The sequence below is a fragment of the bacterium genome (genome assembly GCA_023150945.1).
GTDB lineage: Bacteria > Zhuqueibacterota > Zhuqueibacteria > Zhuqueibacterales > Zhuqueibacteraceae > Coneutiohabitans.
In genome coordinates this window covers 56,874-81,278 of the sequence record JAKLJX010000028.1, presented here as the reverse complement: position 1 = coordinate 81,278, position 24,405 = coordinate 56,874, and the positions used below count along the sequence as shown (strand labels likewise).

The following is a 24,405-nucleotide window of genomic DNA, read 5'->3' as shown; positions in this document are numbered from 1 at the left end:
CGTGAAACTACCCAGTACTGCAACGTCAAGTAAGTCCGTTCGGCAATGTTCCAACCGCGGCCAGGCTGAGGTTTCGAAAACTTCGAGCCGCGAGGCAACTCCGGGGGTTTTTGACGCAACAGCGCAGCCGTTGCACAGGAACACTGCTACCAAGAGCATCATATGGTGACGTTCCGCCACTCCGTTGGGGCTGATCGTTCGTTATCATGGCTACACACAAACGTTGTAATACGAAGTGCCTACCCTGCGGAAGCGGGAGCGCCAGCCTTGCACACGGCCCGGCTCACGGCAGGGCCTTGCGTTTCTCGAAATACTTGCGGGCTTCGGCCGGCTGGTTTTTGTGGCGGTAACCTTCCACCAGCAGTTCGTACAACCGCCGCAATTCGAGGGTGTCGAAGCTTTGCTCCCACGCCAGCGCGCGTTCGGCATTGGCAATGGAGATGTCGGGATTCGGCTTCGACAGATCCGCCATTTCGATGAAAATGCGGCCGCGGTCTTTGCACGCGATTTTGGAGGCGCGCTCGAGGTATTCATACCCCACACGGCGATTGACCCGTGCGGTATCGGTGCCGAGGCCAAGGCACATCACGCCGTAGGTGTCGAAGTTCTTGCGGTAGGTGGTGTCCAGCGGCGCGCCGGAGCTGTCGGTGGGGATGCGCTTCATCACCTCGTCCAGCCGGGCGATGGCGCTGGCCCGGCGGCCGAGGCGGGCGTACTCGATCGTGGCAAAATCCCAGGCGATGTCGTGCTGCGCGCGCTGGGTGCGCAACAGCTTGTTGAGCAGCAGATCGTAAAGCTTGCCGGCTTCGCCATACTTGCCCTGGCTGACCAGGGTGTCGGCCGAATCGCGCAGTACCGAGGCGCGAATGTTGCCCTCATCCCAATTGATCCACCGGATATCTTCCGCAATCGCGGCGAGCACAGTGGGATTCTCGGTGAGCACCTTGGCACGCTCGAGATGATGCAGCGCCGGCGCCGCCTCTTCCAGCTTGATGGCACTTTGGCCCTGATAGAAAACGCTATACAGCAGGCTCACGCTGTCGATTGCCGCCGCCGCGGTCAAACTGGGATTCGCAAGCCGGCGCGAGCTGACCGCAGCGGAGAGCAGGAGCAGCTCTTCAGCTTGGGCATAATTGAGCAAGGCGCGGCGCCAGTCATGCTTGGCAAAATAGGTCGCGCCGAGGTTGTAGCGATGCAGATACTCGCCGGGCTCGAGGCGGGCCAGAAACTCCCATTGCTCGATGGCTTTGTCGAACGAGCCATGGCGGGGATAGCGCTCGCTCAGGAGTTTGTAAACCAGTGCGAGATAGTGTTGCGCTTGGGGATTGAAGCCGTGGTATTGCAGCGCCTTGCTGAGATTGCGCTGTGCTTCCATCAAGTGATAGGTGGCCAGAATGGTATTCCTGCGCAGCTCCGGGTCGACGCCGGGTTTGGCGGCCGGCGCGGGCGTGCCGTTCAAGCCGGGATTCATGGCGGTCGCGGGCGTGTCGGCGGCGGCCGGACGGGCGGCGTCAACCAGTGTCCAAATCGAGTCGCTCAAATGATAGTGGCGCATGCCTTCGCGGCGGTGCCAGTCTGCCTTGCGCTCGCGCTCTTTGGAGACGAACAGCCGTTTGCCGATGCTGTCGGCGGTTGCGGCGATGCGCGGCGAAACGCCGAGCGGCACTTTGCCCGAGCGGCCGCCGCTCGCGCAGCCGGCCAGCGCGGCCGCGGCAGCAAGCACAAGCAGAATCGCCCAACTGCGTGTGGTGGTTGCGTCCCTTCTCATTGTGACTTGTTTTTCTCCCACCAGGAGAGGAAGATGCTGTAGAATCTCGCGGTTTCGCTGCGGGTCGGGTCGCTGGCGAGCATGCTGATGGAGGTGACATTGCTTTCCTCGCCGCGGCTGGCCATGCCCTTGCTGAGGGAAAAGCTCTTCTTGCGGAAGCCGGTATCGCGCAGCATGATGGCACCGGAGCTGTCGCTCACTTCCACCATCAACAGGCCGATGTCCTGTGAAATCTCGTTGCACAGGAAGAACAGGTCGAAGTTGCCGGCCGCGGTTGCGATGCGGACTTTGGCGGTGAGGTCGCCGTTGCGATAACGCATGTAGTGTTTGAGCGAGGGCGAAAGCTCGGATTGATTCTTCTTCAGCCATTCCAGCAACTCGCGAAAGAGCTTATCGAAATCGATTGTCTGGCGCTTCTTCTCGTCGAAGCTGCGCACGTCGATCTTCTCGACGGCATCGGTGTCGCGCTTGGGCCCGGGCAGCGGGCCGGTGCGGCCGGTGGAGTAGCCGGAGCCGCCCGGTGCGCCGCCATAACCCACGCGCGCGCTGGCGAGATTGGGATTGTACACGTTGCTGGGGGTGCCCAATACCGGCAGGCCATCCTTGACATTGGCCACCACCGGCGCATTCACCGGCGGCATGGTGGTGGTCCCCACGCTGATTTCCGGCAGTTGCAGCGCTTGCGGCACCGAGGCGATGCGGCTGAGGGTGGACAGATCCTTCGGCACGATCTGGGTCATCTTGGTCAGATCTTCCAGATTCGACAGATCGATTTCTTCGATGTTGGCCGGCGCCGCGCGGCTGGCCACCGGCTCCTTGGGCATTTCCGCCGGGGTTTTCTTGGCGGCGGCGGCGGCTTTGGGCTTGGGCGGTTCGAAGCGGGAAAAGTCGATTTCCCGGAACTTTTCCACGTCGAAGCGCGGCTCGGACAATCGCACCTGCAAGAGCAGCAGGTAGATGACGAGCACGAACAATGTCGTCAAGCCGTACGTCCACAGCTTTTCCGGCTCGGCGCGGCGCAGGCGGCCGCGCAGGCTATACACCAGGCTCGACATAATTTATGTTTCGCTGAATTTGATTCCGTTCGCAAATGTCCAACACATTGACCGTCAACTGCACCGGGGAGTTGGGGTCGGGCTGAATCAGCACGATGATGTCCTGCTGCCGATCCAGGTACTTCTGCCGCACGTTGATGAGTTCCTGTTCGACGCGCTCCAGTTCGGGATTGCTGATCACCTCGGTGGCGCCTTCCAGCAGGGTATAAACCGGGCCGGGCAAGACCACGAGCGAGACGGTGTTGATCGCGGCGGGCGTGCTCACCGCCGAAACGCTGCGCGGCAGCCGCACCTGCGTCTTCTGTTCGATGTCGCTGATCGCGATGAAGCCGAACAACACCGTGAGCGCGATGTCGATGTAACGAATGATCATGCTGCCTTTGCCCATGGCCGTTCCTCAGCTCCTTACGTTCGATCCGACGCGGACGTCGAAAGTCTTCAACACCTCGAGGCGGTCGCACACCTCGGCGGCTTTCATCAAAAACCGGATCGGCGTATCGTGGTTGGCACGCAACCGTACGCGCATTTTGTAACGCGATTCTTCCAAACTGGCTTTGGTTTGCTGAAGATACTGTTCGAGCACGGCCGGATCGGCGGTGCGATGTTTCTCATTGTCGAAGAGATAGTAGCCGTCCGGTAGAATACCGACGAAAATCACCACTTCGGGATCGGGATTGCTCAACGGCAATTCCACCGTCTTGGCCAGCTCGATATGGCTGGTTTGGCTCAATTCGGCGCTGCAGATGAAGCCGAACAGCAGAATCATCACGATGTCGATGTAGCGCACGATCATGCCGCTGCCGCTCATGACGAAGCTCACTCCTTTCCCAGTGATTCAAAGGAGGCTTCCAGGCGGCGCGTGCTCTTGCTCTTCACCCAGGCCCGCACGATGTTGGCGCCCGGCGTCTCGCCCAGCCGGAATCCCACCCGCGCAATGCCCTCTTGATCGGTGTGCACTTCCAAACGCGATTTGTTCTGCTCCAGACTGCCGTTGTTGTGCACTACTTCGAACATCACCGTCTGCTCGGGCACGGGGTTGCCGTGGGCATCCTTGAGCTGCAGGCTGAGCGGCTCGGGCATTTGCGTGCCCGCCGGTTGCATCAGCAGATTGCCCGACAGCACCTGCAGCCGGTCAGGCGGACCGGGTTGGGTCTCGATCTCGAACTCTTCCACCAGATTGGCTTCGCCATTGACGCGCGCCAGCACTTTATGGCTGCCCACCAGCGTGCCCAGCTTGATCGTGGTTTTGGCGCGGCCGAGAAAATCGGTATCCACCTGCTTGACGTTCGCGCCATTGTCAAAGGTGATCGGGCTGCCGTTGCTTTCGAAAATGACGGCGAGGTTTTCCATGGGCCGGCCGTTTTGATCTTCCACCGCCACTTCCAGCGGTTTGGGCAGGCTGGCGCCCGCCTCCGCTGATTGGCGCTTGGCCGACAGCAGTCGCAGCGTGGTCGGAATGCGGCGGCCCGCCACCGGCGGCGCCACACTGGTCACCGGCGCCACCTCGCTGATCACCGCCGCAGCCGGCACGGTCTGCTTGGGCGCCACCACCGACACCGTCTGCCCGCGGCCAAAGCGGTTGCGGAACAAGTCCGCGCGCTCGACGATCCATTCGAGATGGCGGTAGAATATCGAGTGCGCCCACGAATTGGCGAAATTCAAAACGATGCTGACCACCAGGCCACCGATGGTGGTCACCAGTGCCACGCCCATACCGCTGATGATTTGCGAGGATTCCAACTTGCCGGGCATGAAGGTTTGATACATGCCCCACACCGTGCCCAGCAGCCCGAGCGCACCGGCAGTATCGGAGAGCAGGTTGGCAAAGCTGCGGCCGATCTCATATTTTTCCTTGATGCCGGTGACATGGCCGTCGATTTCGACCTGCAGCACCTGGGCGCTGGGATCGCGCTGCCAGAGATCGCACAAGAGGGTGAGCAGCCGGCTCAACTCCGAGCGCGGATGTTGGGCAACCGTCTCCCAAATCTCCCGCACGCGCGCCGGATGCTCGGCCTCCTCGGCAATATCCTTGAGCTGCCGCTCGATGGTCGCTTGAATCGGCTTGGCATGGCGTCTGTCGAAATAGATGCGCACGAGCTGGTAGATGATGACCCCCACGCCCAGGATGAACACGGCGTAAATCGGATACATGATCGCGCCGCCCTGCGCCGTCCATTCCGCGAAGGTGTGCGCCGTGTTGCCGCGCTTCTCCTCGGTTTGTGGCGCGACGGGCGACAGGCCGCTCGCCGGCAGGGTGGCGGGATTCTGCGGGCTAATGCTGGGCGAAGACGCCGAGTCAGTGGCAGTCTCCTGCTGCAGCGCGAACACCGGTCCGGTGATCAGTAGAATTGCCCATACCAGCATGCACCGGGCGAGGTTCGTGATGCTGACGCGAAACATATTACAACCTCCTCACAAATGATGGCTCCAAATAGACGAGATGATTTGCAGGTTCAAGAGTCGCCGGTGTGATGACCACCGGGGCGCAAAGCCTGCGCGGGCGCTGTGCCGCAAAAGCTCACCGGCGCACAGCGCCCAGCCGGCCACTGCCGATTACGCAGGGCTTCAATGCACGAGAATCGTCGCGCGATAGCGGGCATCGCTCGCGGCTTCGTGGCCGTCCTTGCTCACCCGGATGACGATCGGCATGGATTTGTGATCGACGGTTAGTCTCTTCTTGGGTGAGTGATACGTATTCTTGTCGGCGGATTTCCAGACGAGATAGTAATAGTAATTGCCTTGCGGCGCCAAGCTGCCCGACGGCATACCCTGCTGCACTTTCCAGTTCCAGGCGAGTTTCCTCAAGATCTGGTTGTTGGCCGGCGAGCGGCCGACAATATTGCTATCGGCGAAAACGATGTTGCCTTCCGCATCTTCGATGACAAAAGTGCCGGACACCGGCCCCCACCGCCGGGTCTCCTCCACATTCAGGCTGAAAACGAACGTATCGGCCGGCGCGCTCAAGGTGCGGTGAAAGACTTTTTCCGGAATCTTGGTGGCACCCAGCAAATTGCGGCTGTCCTGCGCGCGCGTCGAATCGACGATCACCTGCAGACGGTCGGTGACCGCGCCGTGCAATTCCAGATAGCGCAAGACCAGATAGGCCCGCCGCCCGTCCGCCGGAATGACAATGCTGCTTCTGAAATTGGGCTCATTCATGCGGCGCGCGAGCCGTTGAAACGAGGCCAGGTAAGCCTTGGTATGATTCTTTTCCATCTCTTTGACGATGCCGGTGCTGTCTTCGGGAATGCGGAAGCGGCCGGTGTTGGTGTTCTCGTTGCGCAGCCGTTCCAGCAAGCGCGCGGCGCCCATGCGCGGCCCGCTGGCCACGGCGCCGTTTTGGCGGGCGGCAAAAATCCGCTCCGGCAGTTCCGGCTCCAGGCTGTCGGCGGAGAAAAGCAGCTCTTTGGGCAGCTCGGCCAGGTCCTTCTGCGAGACGTCGGCTGCCACCTTGCGATGGATGTGCTTGTCGAGAATGAACAGCGTATCGAGCAAGGATTGCACTTGAAAGGCATTCGACAAACTGTAGGCGGGCGCCATCGGCATGTCGGTTTCCAGCCAGCGCGCGGCATACAACGAGCCGTGTTTGCGGAAATTGAACAGCAGGCTGATTTCCGGCGTGCCGCTGCTGGCCTGGCTGAGCTGGGTAACGGGATAAGCATAGCGGGCGTTCAGGCTCACGCCGCCGCCCACGTGCAACTGGCCTTCGAAGGTGACGGTTTCAGTGCCGTAGGCGAGCTTGAGAAAGCCGCGCTCCTCGGCGAAGGCTTCGAGAAAAACCTGCGAGAGGAAATCCTCGCCTTCCTGGGCCATCGCCAGGCCGCCGCGAAACGTGCTCATGCCGATGGTGGCGCCGGCGGAATAGAAGCGCTTCAGCCGCTCGCTGCCGTTGTGGAAGAATGAGATATTGGGGCGATTGAGGTTGTTGACGGCAAACGCCAGGGTCAAATTGCGGCTGGCCATGACGATTGCGCCCGCGCCCAGATTGAAGAAGGTCCAGTTGGAGGAATTCCGCAGCAGCGGATCGCCCGTCGCAAAATCTTCGACGCTGGAAACATCGAGCGCCTGATTCAACACGCCGAGGCTGAGACCCAGGCTCAGCCGGTCGCCGAATTTCTTGCTGGCCACGCCGTTCAAGGTGAGGTTGTTTTGCAGTGCACGGATATTCAAATATTCACCGGTCACGCCAAAGGCAAAATCGCCCATCACTCCGACGCGCTTGTCCGTGGTGGTCAGGCTGAACATATTGTTGCGCGCGGCAAAGATATTGTCCACCAACCCGGCGTGCAGGAAACTCGTGCCCACGAAGAACATCGGGTCTTGCAACGGCAACACCGCCGGGTTCACGAGATTCACGCGAGCATCGCCCAAATCAGCGGGATTGGGCGTGGTGACGCGCTGTTGGGCAAATGCCACGGACACGCCACCACACAGCAGCGCAAACGAGACAGCAAGCAGGCGGCTTTGACAAGTACGAGCTTTCATTAGCGCACCAAACTGATATAGCCACTTCCCAACTTCTTGCCCCCGTCTTCGATCAGCCACAGGTAGATTCCCGCAGCGAGCGGCTTGCCGCCTTTTTGACGATCGTGGCCGTCCCAGTAGTATTCCCCCTTGTCATCGAGCTCGAGGGTTGCCACCACGGCGCCGCGGATGTTGAAAACGCGCAGTACTGGCTCAGTAACTTCGAAATCCTTGTAATCGAACTTGACGCGATCGTTGTAAGTGTCGCCATTGGGCGTGAAAATGGCGGGCGTCACCCGCACCGCGATGTTGGGATTGGGCCGGCCGTCGCCGGTGAGATTCACATCCTCTGTCACCGGACGGTCCAGCGAGTCGTGCGCGTTGATCACAAGCTCGTCACCCTTCGGACCGGCGATCTGGGGATGAAATCTCACGCGGACGGATTTGACTTCATTGGGCTGCAACGTGAAGGCGCCGCCCGGCTCCAAGATCTCGAAATGCTGACTGGCAACACCCGGGCGGTCCACGTCCAGCGCCACTTCGCCGCAGTTGATCAGTTCCACGGTGCGGATGCTGTCATGGCGGACACGCACGCGGCCAAAATCGAGCGAGGCAGCGGAAGCGCGAAGGCAAACCACCGGCGGTTGCTCGGTGAAGCCGCGACCGTCAAGCGGAACAGGCAGTCCGCGTCCGTTATGAGCGTTACTGAGAATCACAAGCGAATCCTGGTATTCGCGATCTTCCGGCGGGGTAAACTCCACCGTAATCTCAATGCCATCAAACGGAGGAATCGGTGGGTACTCACTCGGATGCTTCACGCGGTACGGCGGCGACACTCTAATCTCGTTGATGGCAAGTGCCTTATTGCCCTTGTTGCTAATCACAAACTGTCGAACGGCGGTCGTTTTTGTGGGGACATCCTCGAATTTCAAACTTGCCGGGTTCACGCTGATATATGCCGCCATGCCGCGGCCTATTAATGTTGCCGGGAAGGTCCGGCCATCCCGATCGCGTAGGGCTAACGTACCTCGATATGTCCCCGTATCCGGCGGGGTGAAACAGACTTCGATTTTCTTGTGCGCACCGGGGAGAAGCTGAAACTCATCTTGCTCAACAAAGAAAGCCAACCGCGGCGAGGAAGTCGTGTAGACAATGTCGACAATGAGATTCTCGGTACCTTGATTGATCACCTCGACAGAATCACACTCGGACGCACCAACATCCACCTGGCGAAAAACTTTGGGATTCGGAACGATGGTGATGTTCACCGAAGTACCCTTACCCTGCAACTTGACCAGCTTCGGGTTGTGCGGCAAATCGTTGTGGACAATGTGCAAGACACCCTCATACAGGCCGGTGGTGTCGGGGCTGAATTTGATATTATTGACGAGGTAACTGCCGCCTTTGGCGATGACAATAGGCACGTCGGGAGCGGGATCGAGCGTAAAGCCCGCGCCGGTGATCCAGAGCGAATTAACTCGCAGGCTGCAGGTGCCGACGTTGTGGATCACATAAGACCTGACGGCCGTCTCGCCGATTTTTGTATCAGGAAAGACCACCACGCTGTCACCGGCGATCAATTGGCCGGCCACGCCGCTGCCGGAGACTGCGATCGACGTGGCAGGAATCTTGACTCCCTCTACCTGGCGCCACGGAATGCGCAGCGTGTCGAAAACCGGGTCCACAGTTCGTGGGGTGAAAGTAATCTCGAGCGTGTTCGTTCCGCCGGCAGGCACCCGGAAATCATTGACGGGTTCCACCTTGAACTCCGGCAGGCCAGCCGTAAAGAACAAGGTGTCAGCGGCAATCTCTTTGCTGCCGTGATTGGTGATGGTGATGGTCTGCCTACCGCTCTCGCCTAGGCAGACCTTCTCAAATGCCACCCCCTTGGGCGCCGAGACCGGCGAGATGCCCCGGCCACGCATCGACACAACAACAGTGTCCTCTTCCGCATCAGGATCAGTGCTCATAATCCACAACTGAGCGGGAAAATCGCCCGTGTCGCTCGGTGCAAAGGTTACCGGCAGCATGCGACTCGCACCGGGTTGCAGGTTGAATGAATCAAGCGGAGCAGTGAAAGCGCTGTCACCGATGATCTTGGGACTGTGAACCGTCAGTTCTAAGCCACCTTCATTCGACACCGTCACGATCAGGGTGGAATCGTTCGTGAGGAAGACATTGCCAAAATCCAATGCCAACGGCTCCACTTTGATGTCAGGAACCGGCGGCTGCGGCACGCCCACCCCGCGCAGCGCGATTCGCAGCGGATTGGGCAGGCCGTTGCTGTAAACCAGCAATGTCGCGGCATATTCCCGCGCTTTAGTGGGCGAAAAAGTCACGGGAATTTTCGCAGTATCGCCCTTTGCCAACGAGATCGGCAGAGTGATTGGCCCGACGGTGAAGTAGCTCGCATCAGTGCCGGTTACCACCAAACTGTCGATTTTGATGGGGCACTCGCCCGCGTTCCAAACCGGCGCTTCTTTCTTCTTTGAATTTCCAACCACGACCGCACCAAAATTCACCGTGTCCGCGCCGGCGATGACCGGAGAAATGGCCGTGCCGGTAATGGTGATGCTGGTGTCCGCATTGACCGCGTTGGACACGACGCGGACTTCCACCTGGAAAGACCCGGCCGTTCCCGGCGTCACGCTGACGGGGAAGCAAAGTGAATCGCCCGGCGAAATCACAATCGGCGGCGTGCTGGCTGTCAATGGAAGCTCAGGTGCAAGCAGCCGCGCCACTCCGCCTTCGGTAAAAATGAAAACGATGCGATCAATCAGCAATTCACAGCCCGTGGGATTCTTGATGCAGACGTGACTGGTGGCGGGCGTGCCCACGCAAACATCGCCATATGCCGAAGGATCGGCAGAAAGCCGAGCTTCAGGCCCGTTCACCCGGCCGATCAACTCCACCGTGGAATCGCTGGTGGTGTCATTGCTGCTCACCGTGAGCAGTCCGCGATACTCGCCCAGTGCCGGCGCCGCGAAACGGATGGCCAACTGATACTCTTCGCTTCCCTGAATCTTGATCGGAAATACCGGCCGCACCGCCAAAGCAAAGGCCGGGTTGTCGATCAAAACACTGTTGATGATCAGATCACCCGCTCCCACATTGCGAATCTTGATGTAGCCCGTGGTGGTATCCGTCAAGCATGTTTTGAGCACAAGCGTGTCGGGAGGCCCCAAAACCATTATCGGCCCTGGCGGCACACCGGTCCCGCGCAATTCGATCACCAGCGTATCCGGCTCGGCATCGCTGATGACCAGCAGTTGCGCCACATGAATGCCCGCACGGGCGGGAGTAAAGGTGACCCGCAGGCTCAGGGTGTCACCCGCTTGCAGAGTCCGCTGCGGCGGCACCGTGGCCAATGCGAAACTGGCGGAATCCGGGCCGCGCAGCAGGAATTCGCTGATTTTCAATTCGCACCGGCCGTCATTCCAAACCAACACGGAATCAGTGCGAGTTTGGCTCACCGGCACCCTGCCGAAATCGCGTGTGTCGGTTCCCGCAATCTTGGGTGGCACCACCGTGCCTGGAATCTTGATTTCCTTGGGTCCGCCGGCATTCGACCAAACCGTCACTTTGGCTTCAAAAGCGCCGGGGCTGTTTTGAACCGTACTGATGATGAGCTTGAATGTATCTTGGGGCGCAATGAAGAACGGCGTGGCAGCCGCCTCCGCGGGCTGTTCCGACGCCAGTCCTTTGCGCGGGGTCATGGAGAATGCCACGGCGAAGGAGTCCACCCGCAGGGAGCACGTCGCGCTGGGGTTGATGATGAAAACTTCCGCGGAGACTTCCTCGCCTGCGCAGATCTCGCCGAAATCAGGCGGATGTGCTTCCAAAGCGATTTGTGGCTCGACGCCTTCTGCCGTGACTGGCAGGATGACTTGCTCACCGCTGCTGCTGGAAATGGTCAGGTTCGCGGTGAATGCGCCGGTTCGCGACAGCACCAGCGCCACCCTCAGCGTATCTTCGCTGTGCGGCGGCAGCGTGCGGGGAAGCGGCGAAATCAGACTCAGGGCGGGATGATCGCTGATAATGGAGGAGATGACAACCGGATCGCTGCTGAGGTTTTCGATCGTGAACGCCGTGGTTGTTGCGGTGTTGAGGCACACCTGCCCGAATTCCAGCACCGCGGGAGAGACTTGAATGGTGCTGCTTTGGCCGATCGCATAAAGCGTGCGGTCGCCGCTCACGTAGATCGTGCCGTCCGCGCCAAAGGCCGGTGAGGTGCCCGGGCTGCCGCGGACTTCGGGGCGCGACCAGCGCAGGGTGCCGTCGGCCGCCAGGCAAACCAAACCCTCCGTGCTGTGCACCGCGTAGAGATGGCCGGCAGCGTCGAGCACGGCCGGCGAAATGAAATCACCGCCCGGCAGTTGTTTGCGCCAGCGTTCCGCGCCGGTGCTGGTGTCGAGCGCGAGCAACCAGCCGCCTTGCAAGCTGGTGAGGTAGAGCGTGCCGTCGTCGCCCAACGCCGGCAGCGCGGGTATGCCGAAACTCGCATCGGGCTCGCGCAGCCAGCGCAACGCGCCGGTGGCACTCACGCTCAGAACGCGGCCGTGATCGCGCGTGGTCAAGTAGAGATTGCCGGCTTCATCGACGACCAGACCTTGCAGCGTGTCGCCCGGTGTGTAGTTGCGTTTGAAGCGAAAAGAACCGTAACGCAGGATCGTCATCACGGTGTCACCCGCGACGACAACGGGCAAATCGCTGAGATTGATTGCCGCGGCGTTTTCGGGCAGGGCGCGCAGGTTGGTGCGCCAGTTGACGATGGTATCCGGTGAGGCGAGATAGCCGCGGGGATCGAGCGAATAGAGCCAGCAGAAATCGGTGACGACGTAGATGCTGTCATTGCTGCCGACGTTGGCGGCAAACACGGTCCCGCCTTCCAGCTCTTTCTTCCAGCGCAAGGTGCCGTCGGGGTTGATGGCGTAAAAGAATTCGCCCGGTTTGTCCTTGGTGCAGATGGTGTCGGTGGAGGCGATCAGCAGCGTGCCGTCCCGCATGATTGCGGGCGGCGCCATGAAGAACTCCTGCTTGGGCGGAGGAATGTGGCCCGCGAAGGTCCACTTGAGATTGCCCGCGGGCGTGAGGGCATAGAGCTTGTTGTCGACACGGCCGGAGACGTAGACCGTGCCGTCTTCCCCCACGACGGGATCGCCCAAGGCTCCGGCGCCGACCGTCGTGGCAAAACGAATCCTGGGGGCAGACGGCCCATTGACCAAGGCCCGGCCACGCAATTGACTGTCATGGCGCGCGCTGGGCCAGGAACTGGCCGCCAGCCCAGATTGCGCCGACACTTGACCGGACAAGCTGAAGGTAAGCAGGCTCGCCACGAATCCGCTCCTGAGCCAACGGGGGGAGGTGCGGAGTACGGTTTGAGTTGGTTGGCAGGTGTCCTTCCGACCTGTGTGCGAGGATCTCGAGGTTTCGTCCATAAATTCCATTCTCCCCATAGCATGAATACTGGCGTGCACTTCTGAAGAACTCGGGCTTAAAATGCCGCGCAGGCTGCGACGCTCAAAGTGGTGGCAGCAGTTGGGTAGAAATGATCTACCGATGCTGGAAAATTGCGTAAGAATTTCCGCAGCGACTTTCAGTCGAATGCGAAACGTTCGGTCAAGGATCAATGCCGCTCCCCGCAACGCCGATGCCGCCTGATTGCATCAGGTCTGAGGGTGTGGGTCGGTTGTGCAAATGGGAACTCGTGCAGTGCAGCCATCACCGGCGACTGCCCTCTTGAGCCGTAGGAAGACGGGCAGTTGTAACGGATGCAAAAGGCGTGGTCATGCGTTGTTGGGTGGGATGATAAGCGAGGAGTAAGTCGAAACCCAACAGTGGCTTGGAATTTAACTGCTTTGCAGAGAAATGCAAGAACAATTTCGGAATTGATATTTTCCCGCAGGCTTTGGCCCAAGCTGAAGCAAAATCGCCTGCACTGTTTCATCGGGTGGGAGGTTAAAAGTTCACCACTTTCTGCCTTCCCTGCAAGATCTCCAACCTGCGCTGCTTGAGATATGCCAGCTTAAACCGTCAAGCTGGAACAGAAGTTTCTCTTTGGAACTATCTATTTTTTTTGTCGATGACCCATGTGATGGTCAACTGAATGAAAAATGTCCACTCGACCTGGCACTGGCATTTTGCCAGTGTCACGGCAAACCTTGAGCCAGCAGGCCGTCAACCAAAAAAAATCTGGCGGCGAAACTGAAAATGAGGCGATCGGGCAGCCGCAAACTTGCCGAGGTCAAACCGGCGGGCAGCCGGCAATGCCGGTCTGGGGAGAAGGAAAGAAAAACGCCTGCTGTAAAAAAAACTTCTTGACAGAATGGTAAAATTTCTTACTTTCGCTGCAACAAAAATTTCTTTCTATCTGAAAGAGAAACGAAATTTTCCATGCCATTCACCGGTGCACAAATCGAGGGCCTGCAGGAGCTGTTCCTGCATTTGGCCCGGATCCCCGGCGTCTCGCTCGCGGAACGCCGCATCGCCGATGAAGTCACCGCCCTGCTGCGGGCGGCGGGCGGGCGGGTGCATGAAGATGGCGCGGGCGCGCGTTTGCAGGGCAACGCCGGCAATCTCCTCTGTTTCCCTCCTGGTTTCAAAGAAAACTCCCCTGCCCTGCTGTTGAGCGCGCATCTGGACACGGTGCAGTCGACCGCCGACCTGCAGCCGGTCGTCAGTGCCCGCGACATTCGCTCCGGCGGCAACACCATTTTGGGAGCGGATAACCGCCTCGGCCTCGCGGTGCTGGTTCATCTGCTGCGGACCGTTGCCTCCGGCAACTCTCTCCATCAAAACTTCATGGTGGCCTTCACCGTGGCCGAAGAGTTGGGCATGCTGGGCGCCGCCCAACTCGATCTTTCATCCTTCCATATTAGCGGCGGCTTCGTGTTCGATTGCTCGAAGCGGCCCGGCGTTTACATTCGTGAAGCCGCCGGCTCAACCGTGTTCAAAATGACCTTTCTCGGTAAGGCAGCACATGCCGGCGTGGCGCCGGAGGAGGGCATCAATGCGATTGCGCTGGCGTGCCGCGCGTTGGCGGGCGTGACCAGCGGCCGGATCGATGCCGACCTGGTGCTCAATCTCGGCAAGATTGGCGGCGGGTCAGCCACCAATGTCGTGCCCGATCGCGTCACAGTGGAGGGCGAAATGCGTTCCTTCTCCGCCGAGCGCTTGCGCCGGCACCTGGCCGAATTACGGCAGGTCTGCGAACAGGCGCTGCCCCATCCCCAAGCTTTGCGGTTCGAAAGCCAGACGGATTTTGCCCCCTATGTTTTGCCTACCGATTCGCCGGTGGTGCAGCGCCTGGAACAGGCGCTGCGGCGGGTGCAGCTCACGCCGCAGCCGATTCGTTACATGGGCGGCAGCGACGCCAACGTGTGGAACGCGAAGGGCATCCCGGCCGTCAACCTCGGCATCGGTGCGCAAAAACCGCACAGCTTCGAAGAATTCGTGCTGCTTGAAGATTTGCTCAAAACCGCTGAGATTGCTTTCGCGCTGGTGGCGTAGAACCGGCGCACGACTGCAGTGACTCATCCTGACGAGGGAAGGCTCCGACGTATGAAGCACCGATTCGGTGGCGGCGCGGTTGTCCTCTTCGTGCTGGTAAGCGCGCTCGGCGCCGCCGGCCAGCCCAAAGGTCATTTGCTCATCATCGGCGGCGGCAAGCGCGGCGCGGCGATCATGGAAAAATTCGTGGCGCTGGCGGGCGCCAGCCGGGCCAAGGTCGTAGTGTTTCCCATGGCCAGCGGCTATGCCCACGAGGTCGGGCCGGAGCAGGCGCAAGAGCTGCTCGCGCTCGGCTGCGGTGAAGCGAGGGCGCTGAATCTCACTCGCAGCCAGGCGGATTCGGATTCCGTTTTGGCCCTGCTGGCAGGCGTGACCGGCGTGTTCTTTTCCGGCGGCGATCAATCGCGCCTGACCGCGGTGTTGAAAGGAACGCGAGTCGAGGGCCGCCTGCACGAGCTCTATGCCGCGGGCGCGGTGCTCGGCGGCACGAGCGCCGGCGCCGCGGTGATGAGCGAGGTGATGATCACCGGCGACGAACGCCGGCCGGTGGCGGATTCGACCTTCAACCAAATCGAGGCGGAGAATATCGTGACTGCGCCCGGTTTCGGCTTCGTCAGGACTGCGATCGTCGATCAGCATTTCGTGCGGCGCCGTCGCCACAATCGTTTGATCAGCCTGGTGCTGGAGCAGCCGAAGCTGCTCGGCCTCGGCATCGACGAGGGTACCGCGCTTTGGGTGAAACCCGATCAGACGTTCGAAGTGATCGGCGACCACGGCGTCATCGTTTATGACGCGACCCAAGCGCGCACTCAGCAAGATTCAGAAACCCGCGGCCTGCGCGCCAGCGGCGTGCGCATGCACGTGCTGCGCACCGGCGCACGCTTCGATTTGAAATCCAAAAAAGTCCTGCAACTGGCGCCGCGATGACCGCTCCCAAGATTCCGCACACGCTGGTTTTGATCTTCAGCATCATCGTGCTGATGGGTGCCCTCACCTGGATGGTGCCCGCGGGTCAGTACGCGCGCGCCGAAAAGCAGGGCCGCACCGTGGTCGTACCCGGCACCTATCAACGCACGGCGCAACAGCAACAAAACCTGGCCGACATGCTGGCCGCACCCATTCGCGGCTTCGTGGAAGCGGCCAACATCATTGCCTTCATCTTCATCGCCGGCGGTGCCTTCGGCGTGGTGACCACCACCGGCGCGGTCAACAGCGCGATTGCGGCAACCGCCCGCGCCCTCGAACGCAGCCCGGCCCTGCGCCTGGCCACCATTCCGTTGATGACGATCCTGTTCTCGCTGGCGGGCGCGACCTTCGGCATGAGTGAAGAGGTGCTGGTGTTCGTACTCATCTTCATTCCCTTCGCGCTGGCGCTGGGCTATGATTCCATCGTTGGTGTCGCGATTCCGTTTGTCGGCGCGGGCACGGGCTTCGCCGCCGCCTTTCTCAATCCCTTTACGGTCGGCATCGCGCAAGGCATTGCGGAGTTGCCGCTGTTCTCCGGTTTGCTGTTTCGGTTGCTGGTCTGGGCGGTGGTCACGCTGCTGGCGGTGATTTTTATCATGCGCTACGCCGGCAAAGTCAAACGCGACCCGCGCTCGAGCCCGGTGTATGAACTCGACCGCCAGCGCCGGCAGGAGCACGCCGGCGAGACGCCCGCGCCGCTGGGCCGGCGGCAAAAACTGGTGCTGGCAGTGTTCGTGCTGGCGGTGCTGGGCTTGATTATGGGTGCACTGGAGTTCAATTGGTACATCACCGAGATTGGCGCGCTGTTCATCGCCATGGGCATGCTCAGCGGGTTGGTGGCCGGCATGAGTCTGAACCAAACCGCGGAAGCCTTCATCGCCGGCGCCAAAGACATGATGACCGCGGCGCTGGTGGTCGCGTTCTCGCGCGGCATTCTGGTGATTGCCACCGACGGCAAAATCATCGACACGATTCTCAACGCGCTGGCCGGTCTCACGGCGCAGTCGCATCCCGTTATCTCGGGTTATCTCATGCTGTTCGTGCAGGCCTGCATCAATTTCTTCGTGCCCTCGGGCAGCGGCCAGGCGGCGCTCACCATGCCGATCATGGCGCCGCTGAGCGATCTGCTCGGCCTGACGCGGCAGACCGCGGTGCTCATTTTTCAATTCGGCGACGGCTTCAACAATCTCATCATTCCCACTTCCGGGGTGACCATGGGCGTGCTCGGCATCGCCAAGATTCCGTTTGAAAAATGGGTGCGCTGGATCTTGCCGCTGCAGGCGCTGTTCTTTGCCGCGGCGCTGGTTTTCATCACGCTCGCGGTGCTGAGGCATTGGGGGCCGCATTGAACCTTGCGGAGGCCGCCGGTTTCGATAGTCGTTAATCAATTCTTTCTTCTACTCTCTTACCCTTCACTCGCACGGGAGGACGTATGAAAAGATCATTGCTACTGGTTTTCGTCGCGGCATTTCTCGGGGTTGAATTTGCCGGCGCGCAACCCAGCGCCACCGGCGACAACGGTGTGCTCGGTTTCAATCTCAACAGCTATGGCCGCTTCCGCGTGAGCAAATCGCCCTACACCAGCAGCGCGCGGGAAGTGGATCGCATGAGCTTCATTGCGGCGCTCAGCGAAGAGGACGTGTTCGATTATAACGAAGATGGTGACAGCACCAGCGTGACCGCCGCCGAAATTACCATCCCGGGCGTCGATGCCGCCTACCAATGCATCACCGACAACGAATATTCCGGTGAACCGCCCGCCGTTCGCGTGGTGCACACGGTGATGTCCTGGAACAGCACCCCCTACGTTTTCATCCGGTTTCAAGCGGTGAACACCACCGCTGCCCCGCTCGAACTTTATCTGGGCGCGGCCGTTATCCCGCGGCCGTCACAGACTTACGGCAGTGAGACTGTGGCCTACGATGCCGCCGGCAACACGGCCTACTACTATCGCACCGGCGAAACGCCCTATTGGGGCACGCGGCTGCTCAACAAACCGGCGTATTCGGTGAAAATTCGGGATTGGGATGCTTACTCCCCCAATCCCGACTCGGATGAGGCGACGGATTCGACTCGCTACGCCATGACCGCCGCCTCGGGTTTTGATGATGCCCTTACCGTTGGGGCGAATGGCAGCATCTATCATCACAACGGCGGTCTGGTTACGATCGCCGCAGGCGATACGGCAGAACTCGTTTATGCCGTGGTCTATGGGACTTCATTGAGTGAATTGCTGGCTGCCAGTGCCGCGGCACAAACGCGTTATGACGCCATTTTCACTGCAGTGGAAGCGTCGCCAGCCGACACGCCCACAGGCTTCGCTTTGCAGCAGAACTATCCCAATCCCTTCAACCCCGCGACGCAGATCCACTTCACGCTGGCCCGGCCCGCCAACGTGCAGTTGGCGGTCTATGACGCCAGCGGCCGCGAGGTGAGCCGTCTGCTCAACGGCCGGAGGCCCGCGGGCGAGCACGTGGTCACGTTCGAAGCCCGCGGTTTGACCAGCGGTGTTTACTTCTACAAGCTGCGCACCGGGGAATTCACTGCCACCCGCAAGATGCTGTTGGTGAGGTAGCCAACCCACGGGCGGAGCGCAGCGCCCCCGGCGTTGCGCTCTGTGCCGGGAAGGCTTTGGTCAGACCACATGCCCAGTCGCAAGCACAAAAATGCGCCGGTGCTGACGCAGAAGATCCTGGCGCTCTATCAGCGCCTGCCGGCAAATCAGAAGAAAGTCGCCGACTACTTTCTGCAGCAGCCCAATGATTTCTCCTTTCTCACCACCGACGCCATGGCCGAGGCCCTGCAGGTGAGCAAGGCCACCATCGTGCGCTTCGCGCAAAACCTCGGCTATGACGGCTTTCCGGCGCTGCGCCACGAGGTCTTGCAGACGCTGCAGGCCAACCTCGCGCCCGCCGACCGCTTCATGCTCGCGTTCGAAAAGCATTTGCCCGAAGAAGCGCTGACCCTGGTGGCCGAACATGAAGTGCAGAACATCAATCAGACCCTGCTGCATCTCGACCGCCAGGCGTTTCGCGAGGTGGTGCAGATGCTGCTGGGCGCCGCGCGCGTCTTCACCATGGGGCTCGGCATTTCCAAACTGCTGGCGCAAATTCTGGCTTATGAACTGAATCAAGTCGCCATCGATGCCCGGCCGCTCGCCAGCGGCACCATGCGCTTTGTCGAGCAATTGGCCCTGGGAAAAAAGGAGGACGTGGCCGTCGCCTTTTCCTTCCCGCCCTATTCCAAGGAGACCGTGGCCGGGGCGGCATACGCGGCCGAAAAGGGCCTGGCGCTGGTGGCCATCACCGACAAGCTGGCGGCGCCCATCACCTTTCATGCCACGCGCGTGCTGGTGGTGCGCACCAAAAACATGCTGTACACCAATTCGATCTCGGCGATCTCCGTGGTGATCAATGCCCTGGTCACCGAGATCGCGCTGCTGAACAAACGGGAAGTCAGCAGAGTATTCCAGGAATCGTCACGCATCATGCAACAGACGCAGGAATTCCTGGGCGATTAGCGCAGGAGCGGCAAACCACAACGCAGGGTAACGACATGATGAAAAAAATCCTGAGCACGGGTCTGCTGGTGCTGCTCGCCCTCGCGCCGGCGCAGGCCAGCACCACCGGCAAAATCGCCGGGCGGGTGGTCGACCAGACCAGCAAAGCGCCCCTGCCCGGCGCCAGCGTCCAGTTGGAGGGCACGACCCTGGGCGCGGCCGCCGATCACAACGGCGCGTTCGTCATCCTGAACATTCCGCCGGGCACCTACACCGCGCGTGTCAATTTCATCGGCTATGGGCCGGTGGCGGTCGCCAACGTCATGGTGGCGATCAATCAAACCACGACGCTGAACGTGGAACTCACTGAAAGCCTGCTGGAGAGCGAGGAAGTCGTGGTGGTGGCTGAGCGGCCGTTGGTGCGCCAGGATGCCACCGGCACGGTGGCCATCGTCGGCCGTGAAGACATTCAGGCACTGCCGGTGCGCGATTTCGTCGAAGTGCTGCAGCTCCGCGCCGGCGTGGTGGGCGAGGGCAACAGCATCAATATTCGCGGCGGCCGCAGCAATGAAGTGGCCTATCTCGTCGACGGCGTCTACATCGAAGACCCGCTGTTCGGCGGGTTGGGCACGCGCGTGCACAACGATGCCATCGAGCAGCTCGAGTTTCTCTCCGGCACGTTCAGCGCGGAGTTCGGTGATGCCCTGAGCGGCGTGGTCAACATCGTCACCCGCGAAGGCAGCGAGAAATTCACCGCCAAGCTCGACGGCCGCACCGGCGAGTTTGCCGCGCCCTACTCGCGCTATGATGAGAACCGCTTCATCGCCTCGGTGAGCGGGCCGCTGCCCCTGGTTCCCAATCTCAGCTTCTTTGCCAGTGGCGAAAATGACCGGCGCGGCAGTTGGCTGCCGTTCGGCTACAACCGCGAGTTTTCCACGCTCGGCAAGCTTTCGCAAAAGTTCTCGGCCGCACTGAAAACCACCCTGAGCTACCGCCTGACCCGCGGCGAGCGCCAGGGCTACAGCCATTCCTGGAGGTACATTCCGGAGCAATACGCCCAGTCGCGCACCAACAGCGATCACGCCGTGCTCGGCCTGAAACACGTGCTGAGCAACAAGGCGTTCTACGACCTCAAGTTTTCCTACTTTCAGCAAAGCTACCGCCTGGGCGTGATGAATGAAAACGATGATTTCATCCCGCCGTCACAATATCTTGCCACCGGCGATCGCGTCTATGTGTCCGCCGCCGGCAACGGCTTCGAATTCTATGCGCGCGCCCATCCGCTGGATTACATCGACAGCCGCACCAAGACCTTCAACGCCAAGGGCGATTGGGTGTGGCAGGCGCACCCTTCGCATGAATTGAAAGCCGGGCTGGAGCTGAAGCGCCACGATCTCAGACTGTACAGCATCTACGATCCCAAGCGCAATTTCCCCTACATCAACGACTACACCCGCAAACCGGTGGAAGCGGCCGTCTACCTGCAGGACAAGATGGAATTCGCCTCGTTGATCTTGAATGCCGGCGTGCGCCTGGATTACGCCGATCAGCGCGCGCCCTTTCGCGCCAACCCGCTCGACCCCGAGGCGGAGGTGGCGTCCTCGAAAAAATGGCAGGTCAGTCCGCGCCTGGGCATCGCGCATCCCATCACCGATCGCACCAACTTTCATTTTTCCTACGGCCATTTCTTCCAGAATCCCGAGTATCAATTCCTCTACGAAAACAGCCAGTACGATTTGAATGTGCGCGAGCCATTGTTCGGCCAGCCTGATCTCGAGGCGCAGAAGACGGTGGCGTATGAAGTTGGCGTGGCGCAGCAATTGGCGCCGACCCTGGCCGCCAGTGTGACCGCCTATTACAAAGACGTCACCGGTTTGATCGGCACGCACTACTATTTCCCCTACTTCGAGGGCCGCTTCGTGGGCTACACGCTGTATGTCAACGAGGATTATGCCAACATCAAGGGCTTTGAAATCGACGTGACCATGCGCCGCACGAAGATTTTTTCCGGCGGTTTGACCTACACCTACTCGGTGGCCAAGGGCAGCGCCTCTTCGGAAACCGAGCAGTATCCCGGCACGCAGGAATCGACGCTGCTCTATTTTCTTGATTTCGATAAGACGCACGTCATCAACGTCAACACCAGCCTGACCTTCCAGGAGAATGAAGGGCCGCGCCTGTTCGGCTGGCAGCCGCTGGCGAATACCTATTGGAACTTCGTCTTGCGCACCAGCAGCGGCTATCCCTACACGCCCGGCGGCCGGGACATCGGCTTCGTGATTCGCAACTCCGAGCGCATGCCGTGGACGCTCTCACTGGATGCGGAAATCGGCAAGGACTGGCGGCTGGGCGCGCTGGAGGTCACCGCCTTTGCCGAAGCGCTCAATCTCACCAATTACAGAAACGTGCTGTACGTGTACTCCGATACCGGCCTGCCGGATGTCACGCTGGTCGGCAACAATTCGCCGGAGTACATTCGCGATCCTTCCAATTTCGGTCCGCCGCGCCGCGTGCGGCTGGGCTTGCGGTTGAGGATGTGATTTCGCCGGATGGAGGTTAGACGATGTTGTACAAAACCAGCATGACCCTCATGAAAAAGCTGCTGCTCTTGTGCGCGCTGCTGCCCGTCGCGCTGCCGGCGCAACGCACCACGGCCGCGCGCGAGCGCGAGGCGGAGAATTTCTTCCTCAAATCTCCCGCCGCGCTCGCCGGCATTCGTGATCGCGCCGGCGGCACGCACAACAAGAGCAACATCGGATTGTTTTTCGAAAACCGCGGCAAGCTCTATCCGCGGCGCTTGAGCCAAGGCCCTTCGGGAGAATATCCCATCGGCAGCGGCCGGCATTACATCTATCGCATCAATCCCTGGGTCGGTGTGCCGAACAACGTGGTGCAGGGCCGCTTCACCACCAACGAAGAGTGGGAGGCGGTCGGCGGCTATCACAACACCGCGCTGGCTCAGATCGCGTTCAGCGACCGGCCGCAAACCTGGCCCGCCACCGGCTGGCCGGTCAAAGACGCGCAGGGCAACCCGATCATCCGCTCGGATCAAGACAGCTACTGCGTCTACAGCGATTCCAACAACACCAGCAAGCGCGGCATTCTCGGTTTGGAGGTGCATCAAACCGGCTATGCCTACGGCGTGAAATTCGCGGCGGACATGATCTTCTTCAAATTCGAAATCATCAACAAGGGCATGCGCCGTCTCGACAGCCTCTACTTCGCGATGTATCTGGACATCGACGTCGGCAACATCTCCGGCGGCGACCCCGAATGGTCCGATGAGAAAATCGGCTTCGATCACGAATTGCAGCTCCTGTACGATTACGATGCCGACAACTACACCAGCGAATGGCCCGGCAATATTCCCGGCGAGATGGGCATTGCCTTCTTGCGCACGCCCGCCGTGAATGGCCGGCAGTTGGGCATCACCGATATGCACTGGTTTCTCTATGAGGATCTCGATGTCGTCGACCTCGATTCGGTGCAGTATGGCTTGATGTCGAGCGCGGCCAGTCTGTACAATTCGCCGTTGGGACCGAAATTTCTGCATCCCGGCGCCAATGCCCCCAATCTGCATTTCGATGATCTCGCCACTCAAGACCTCGGCGGCAACGACACCGATGCAATCGCGGCCTCCGGGCCTTACACGCTGGCGGTGGGAGATACGCTGACTTTCATCACCGCGATCGTGGCCGGGCCCGACCGGCAGCAACTGTTCGCCAACACCCGCACCGCCCACAACATCGTCGCGCTCGATTTCGAAGTGGCGCGGCCACCGGAACCGCCCAAGCTGAGCGCGGTGCCGGGCAATCGCCGCGTCACCCTGTATTGGGATGATCGTTCCGAACGCAGCCGCGACAAGTTTTCGAATGCCCTGGATTTCGAGGGCTACCGCTTGTACAAGAGCCTGGACAAGGGCATCACTTGGGATCAACTCGATCGCAACGTGTTTCCCAATGCCGGAGCGGATCCGGTGCCCCTGGCGCAGTTCGATCTCGCCAACGGCCTGGGCGCGGACACCGGTCTGCAATACAGTTTCCTCGATACCAATGTCGTGAACGGTTTCGAATACTGGTACTCGCTCACCGCTTACGATCGCGGCAGCGAGGCCGTCGAAAGCCTGGAGTCCAGCCGCGGCGCGACGTTGGAAGAGCCCAACATCGTCGCGGTGGTGCCGCGCCAGGATGCCCTCGGCCGCACCCCGCCACTGGTGACGGACTTCCAGCAAGTCGGCAGCGGCAATTCGAATTATCAATTCATCATCAGCGCCACGGATCAAGCAAGCGTGGCCGGCCAAATTTTTGTTGCAGAGTTCCTGCCCGCGGTGACGCAGGTGACCGGCAATCTCTCTGCCAAAATTGAAGCCGCCATTGCCGACCTCGAGGCCACCGTGCCGCGCCGCTACGCGCTGCGCTTCCTTTCCGACGCGGCTTTCGATCTCCTGGATGCCGCCACCGGCGATACGCTGGTGCGCGCGCAGAGTTATGTTTCGGGCACGGCGTTCACGTTCGAGGGTCTGCAGATCACCATCACCAATCCCGCGCCCACCGAGCCGCTCGACTTCTTTCCCGAGGCCGGCGATGAAGTCGTGATTTCGCTTGGTGTGCAAGTGAGCAGCGGCGGCGCGGTGGTGCTGCCGGTGCGGCCGCTGGCACAGGGTAAACCCTATGCGACCGGCAACGGCTTGATCTTCACGATCGTGCCGCCGGCGGCGAATCCCCAGCCGCTCACCTACAAAGATCGCTTTCAGTTTTCCACCAGCTCGCCGAGCGTCAATGCCAACACGGTGAAGAGCGAACTGGGGCGGGTGCGCGTCGTGCCGAATCCCTATTTGGTGGCTTCGAGTTTCGAAGAGGAATTCGGGCAACTGCGCCGCGAGCCGCTGCGCGTGCTGCGCTTCATCAATTTGCCGCCGGTCTGCACGATTCATGTGTTCACGCTGGACGGCGATTTGGTCAAGACCATCGAGCATAACGACGGCACCGGCGTCGCCACCTGGGATCTGCGCTCGGCCTCGGGCCGCGAGATCGCCACCGGCGTCTATCTTTATCTCGTGAAAACCGACAACGCGGAGAAGCTCGACCGCTTCGCGGTGGTGAAGTGAGGTTCGACTCTTACTCTTACTCCTACTCTTACTCATA

General features: G+C 60.5%; 15 protein-coding genes. 8 read left to right on the top strand and 7 right to left on the bottom strand.

The window, feature by feature from the left end; genetic code table 11:
- Positions 1-283 precede the first annotated feature (283 nt).
- The 7 genes from L6R21_24875 to L6R21_24845 all read right to left on the bottom strand — a co-directional run bounded on the left by L6R21_24875 (position 284) and on the right by L6R21_24845 (position 12,623).
- The gene (locus L6R21_24875) at positions 284-1,768 is read right to left on the bottom strand and encodes a hypothetical protein (GenBank protein MCK6562446.1); all 1,485 of its coding nucleotides are present in this window, start codon (positions 1,766-1,768) and stop codon (positions 284-286) included.
- Positions 1,765-2,823, bottom strand: coding sequence for a hypothetical protein (locus tag L6R21_24870; protein ID MCK6562445.1), 1,059 nt, complete (start codon positions 2,821-2,823; stop codon positions 1,765-1,767). The genes L6R21_24875 and L6R21_24870 overlap by 4 nt, the downstream gene beginning before the upstream one ends.
- Entirely contained in the window at positions 2,804-3,211 is a 408-nt protein-coding gene (locus L6R21_24865) for a biopolymer transporter ExbD (GenBank protein ID MCK6562444.1), read from the bottom strand. Before L6R21_24865 ends, L6R21_24870 begins: the two co-directional genes overlap by 20 nt.
- Positions 3,212-3,220: 9 nt before the next feature.
- Complete coding sequence (locus L6R21_24860; protein ID MCK6562443.1) at positions 3,221-3,643, bottom strand: biopolymer transporter ExbD; 423 nt, start codon at positions 3,641-3,643, stop codon at positions 3,221-3,223.
- The gene (locus tag L6R21_24855) at positions 3,640-5,223 is read right to left on the bottom strand and encodes a MotA/TolQ/ExbB proton channel family protein (GenBank protein MCK6562442.1); all 1,584 of its coding nucleotides are present in this window, start codon (positions 5,221-5,223) and stop codon (positions 3,640-3,642) included. The genes L6R21_24860 and L6R21_24855 overlap by 4 nt, the downstream gene beginning before the upstream one ends.
- Before the next feature lie 165 nt (positions 5,224-5,388).
- Positions 5,389-7,308, bottom strand: a complete 1,920-nt coding sequence (locus L6R21_24850; GenBank protein MCK6562441.1) for a type IX secretion system membrane protein PorP/SprF — start codon at positions 7,306-7,308, stop codon at positions 5,389-5,391.
- Complete coding sequence (locus tag L6R21_24845) at positions 7,308-12,623, bottom strand: choice-of-anchor D domain-containing protein (GenBank protein MCK6562440.1); 5,316 nt, start codon at positions 12,621-12,623, stop codon at positions 7,308-7,310. The genes L6R21_24850 and L6R21_24845 overlap by 1 nt, the downstream gene beginning before the upstream one ends.
- A 777-nt stretch (positions 12,624-13,400) precedes the next feature.
- Between L6R21_24845 and L6R21_24840 the strand changes: the two genes are divergently transcribed.
- The 8 genes from L6R21_24840 to L6R21_24805 all read left to right on the top strand — a co-directional run bounded on the left by L6R21_24840 (position 13,401) and on the right by L6R21_24805 (position 24,368).
- Entirely contained in the window at positions 13,401-13,619 is a 219-nt protein-coding gene (locus L6R21_24840) for a hypothetical protein (protein MCK6562439.1), read from the top strand.
- A 61-nt stretch (positions 13,620-13,680) separates the two neighbouring features.
- Complete coding sequence (locus tag L6R21_24835) at positions 13,681-14,796, top strand: M20/M25/M40 family metallo-hydrolase (GenBank protein MCK6562438.1); 1,116 nt, start codon at positions 13,681-13,683, stop codon at positions 14,794-14,796.
- Between the two features lie 51 nt (positions 14,797-14,847).
- Positions 14,848-15,723 (top strand): cyanophycinase, encoded by an 876-nt coding sequence (locus L6R21_24830; GenBank protein MCK6562437.1) that lies wholly within the window; start codon positions 14,848-14,850, stop codon positions 15,721-15,723.
- Complete coding sequence (locus L6R21_24825) at positions 15,720-17,111, top strand: TIGR00366 family protein (protein ID MCK6562436.1); 1,392 nt, start codon at positions 15,720-15,722, stop codon at positions 17,109-17,111. Before L6R21_24830 ends, L6R21_24825 begins: the two co-directional genes overlap by 4 nt.
- Positions 17,112-17,194: 83 nt before the next feature.
- Positions 17,195-18,337 carry a T9SS type A sorting domain-containing protein gene (locus tag L6R21_24820; protein ID MCK6562435.1) on the top strand — a complete coding sequence of 381 codons (1,143 nt, stop codon included), beginning with the start codon at positions 17,195-17,197 and terminating at the stop codon, positions 18,335-18,337.
- 69 nt (positions 18,338-18,406) lie between these two features.
- Positions 18,407-19,282, top strand: coding sequence for a MurR/RpiR family transcriptional regulator (locus L6R21_24815; protein MCK6562434.1), 876 nt, complete (start codon positions 18,407-18,409; stop codon positions 19,280-19,282).
- Positions 19,283-19,317: 35 nt separating this feature from the next.
- A complete protein-coding gene (locus L6R21_24810; GenBank protein MCK6562433.1) occupies positions 19,318-21,801 on the top strand; it encodes a TonB-dependent receptor in 2,484 nt (827 codons plus the stop codon).
- A 23-nt stretch (positions 21,802-21,824) separates the two neighbouring features.
- The gene (locus L6R21_24805) at positions 21,825-24,368 is read left to right on the top strand and encodes a hypothetical protein (protein ID MCK6562432.1); all 2,544 of its coding nucleotides are present in this window, start codon (positions 21,825-21,827) and stop codon (positions 24,366-24,368) included.
- Positions 24,369-24,405: the final 37 nt, after the last annotated feature.

Bases quoted from the DNA above. Each gene is read 5' to 3' on its own strand.
- L6R21_24875 (MCK6562446.1), bottom strand. From the start codon at position 1,768: ATGAGAAGGGACGCAACCACCACACGCAGTTGGGCGATTCTGCTTGTG.
- L6R21_24870 (MCK6562445.1), bottom strand. From the start codon at position 2,823: ATGTCGAGCCTGGTGTATAGCCTGCGCGGCCGCCTGCGCCGCGCCGAG.
- L6R21_24865 (MCK6562444.1), bottom strand. From the start codon at position 3,211: ATGGGCAAAGGCAGCATGATCATTCGTTACATCGACATCGCGCTCACG.
- L6R21_24855 (MCK6562442.1), bottom strand. From the start codon at position 5,223: ATGTTTCGCGTCAGCATCACGAACCTCGCCCGGTGCATGCTGGTATGG.
- L6R21_24850 (MCK6562441.1), bottom strand. From the start codon at position 7,308: ATGAAAGCTCGTACTTGTCAAAGCCGCCTGCTTGCTGTCTCGTTTGCG.
- L6R21_24840 (MCK6562439.1), top strand. From the start codon at position 13,401: ATGTCCACTCGACCTGGCACTGGCATTTTGCCAGTGTCACGGCAAACC.
- L6R21_24835 (MCK6562438.1), top strand. From the start codon at position 13,681: ATGCCATTCACCGGTGCACAAATCGAGGGCCTGCAGGAGCTGTTCCTG.
- L6R21_24830 (MCK6562437.1), top strand. From the start codon at position 14,848: ATGAAGCACCGATTCGGTGGCGGCGCGGTTGTCCTCTTCGTGCTGGTA.
- L6R21_24825 (MCK6562436.1), top strand. From the start codon at position 15,720: ATGACCGCTCCCAAGATTCCGCACACGCTGGTTTTGATCTTCAGCATC.
- L6R21_24820 (MCK6562435.1), top strand. From the start codon at position 17,195: ATGAAAAGATCATTGCTACTGGTTTTCGTCGCGGCATTTCTCGGGGTT.
- L6R21_24815 (MCK6562434.1), top strand. From the start codon at position 18,407: ATGCCCAGTCGCAAGCACAAAAATGCGCCGGTGCTGACGCAGAAGATC.
- L6R21_24810 (MCK6562433.1), top strand. From the start codon at position 19,318: ATGATGAAAAAAATCCTGAGCACGGGTCTGCTGGTGCTGCTCGCCCTC.
- L6R21_24805 (MCK6562432.1), top strand. From the start codon at position 21,825: ATGTTGTACAAAACCAGCATGACCCTCATGAAAAAGCTGCTGCTCTTG.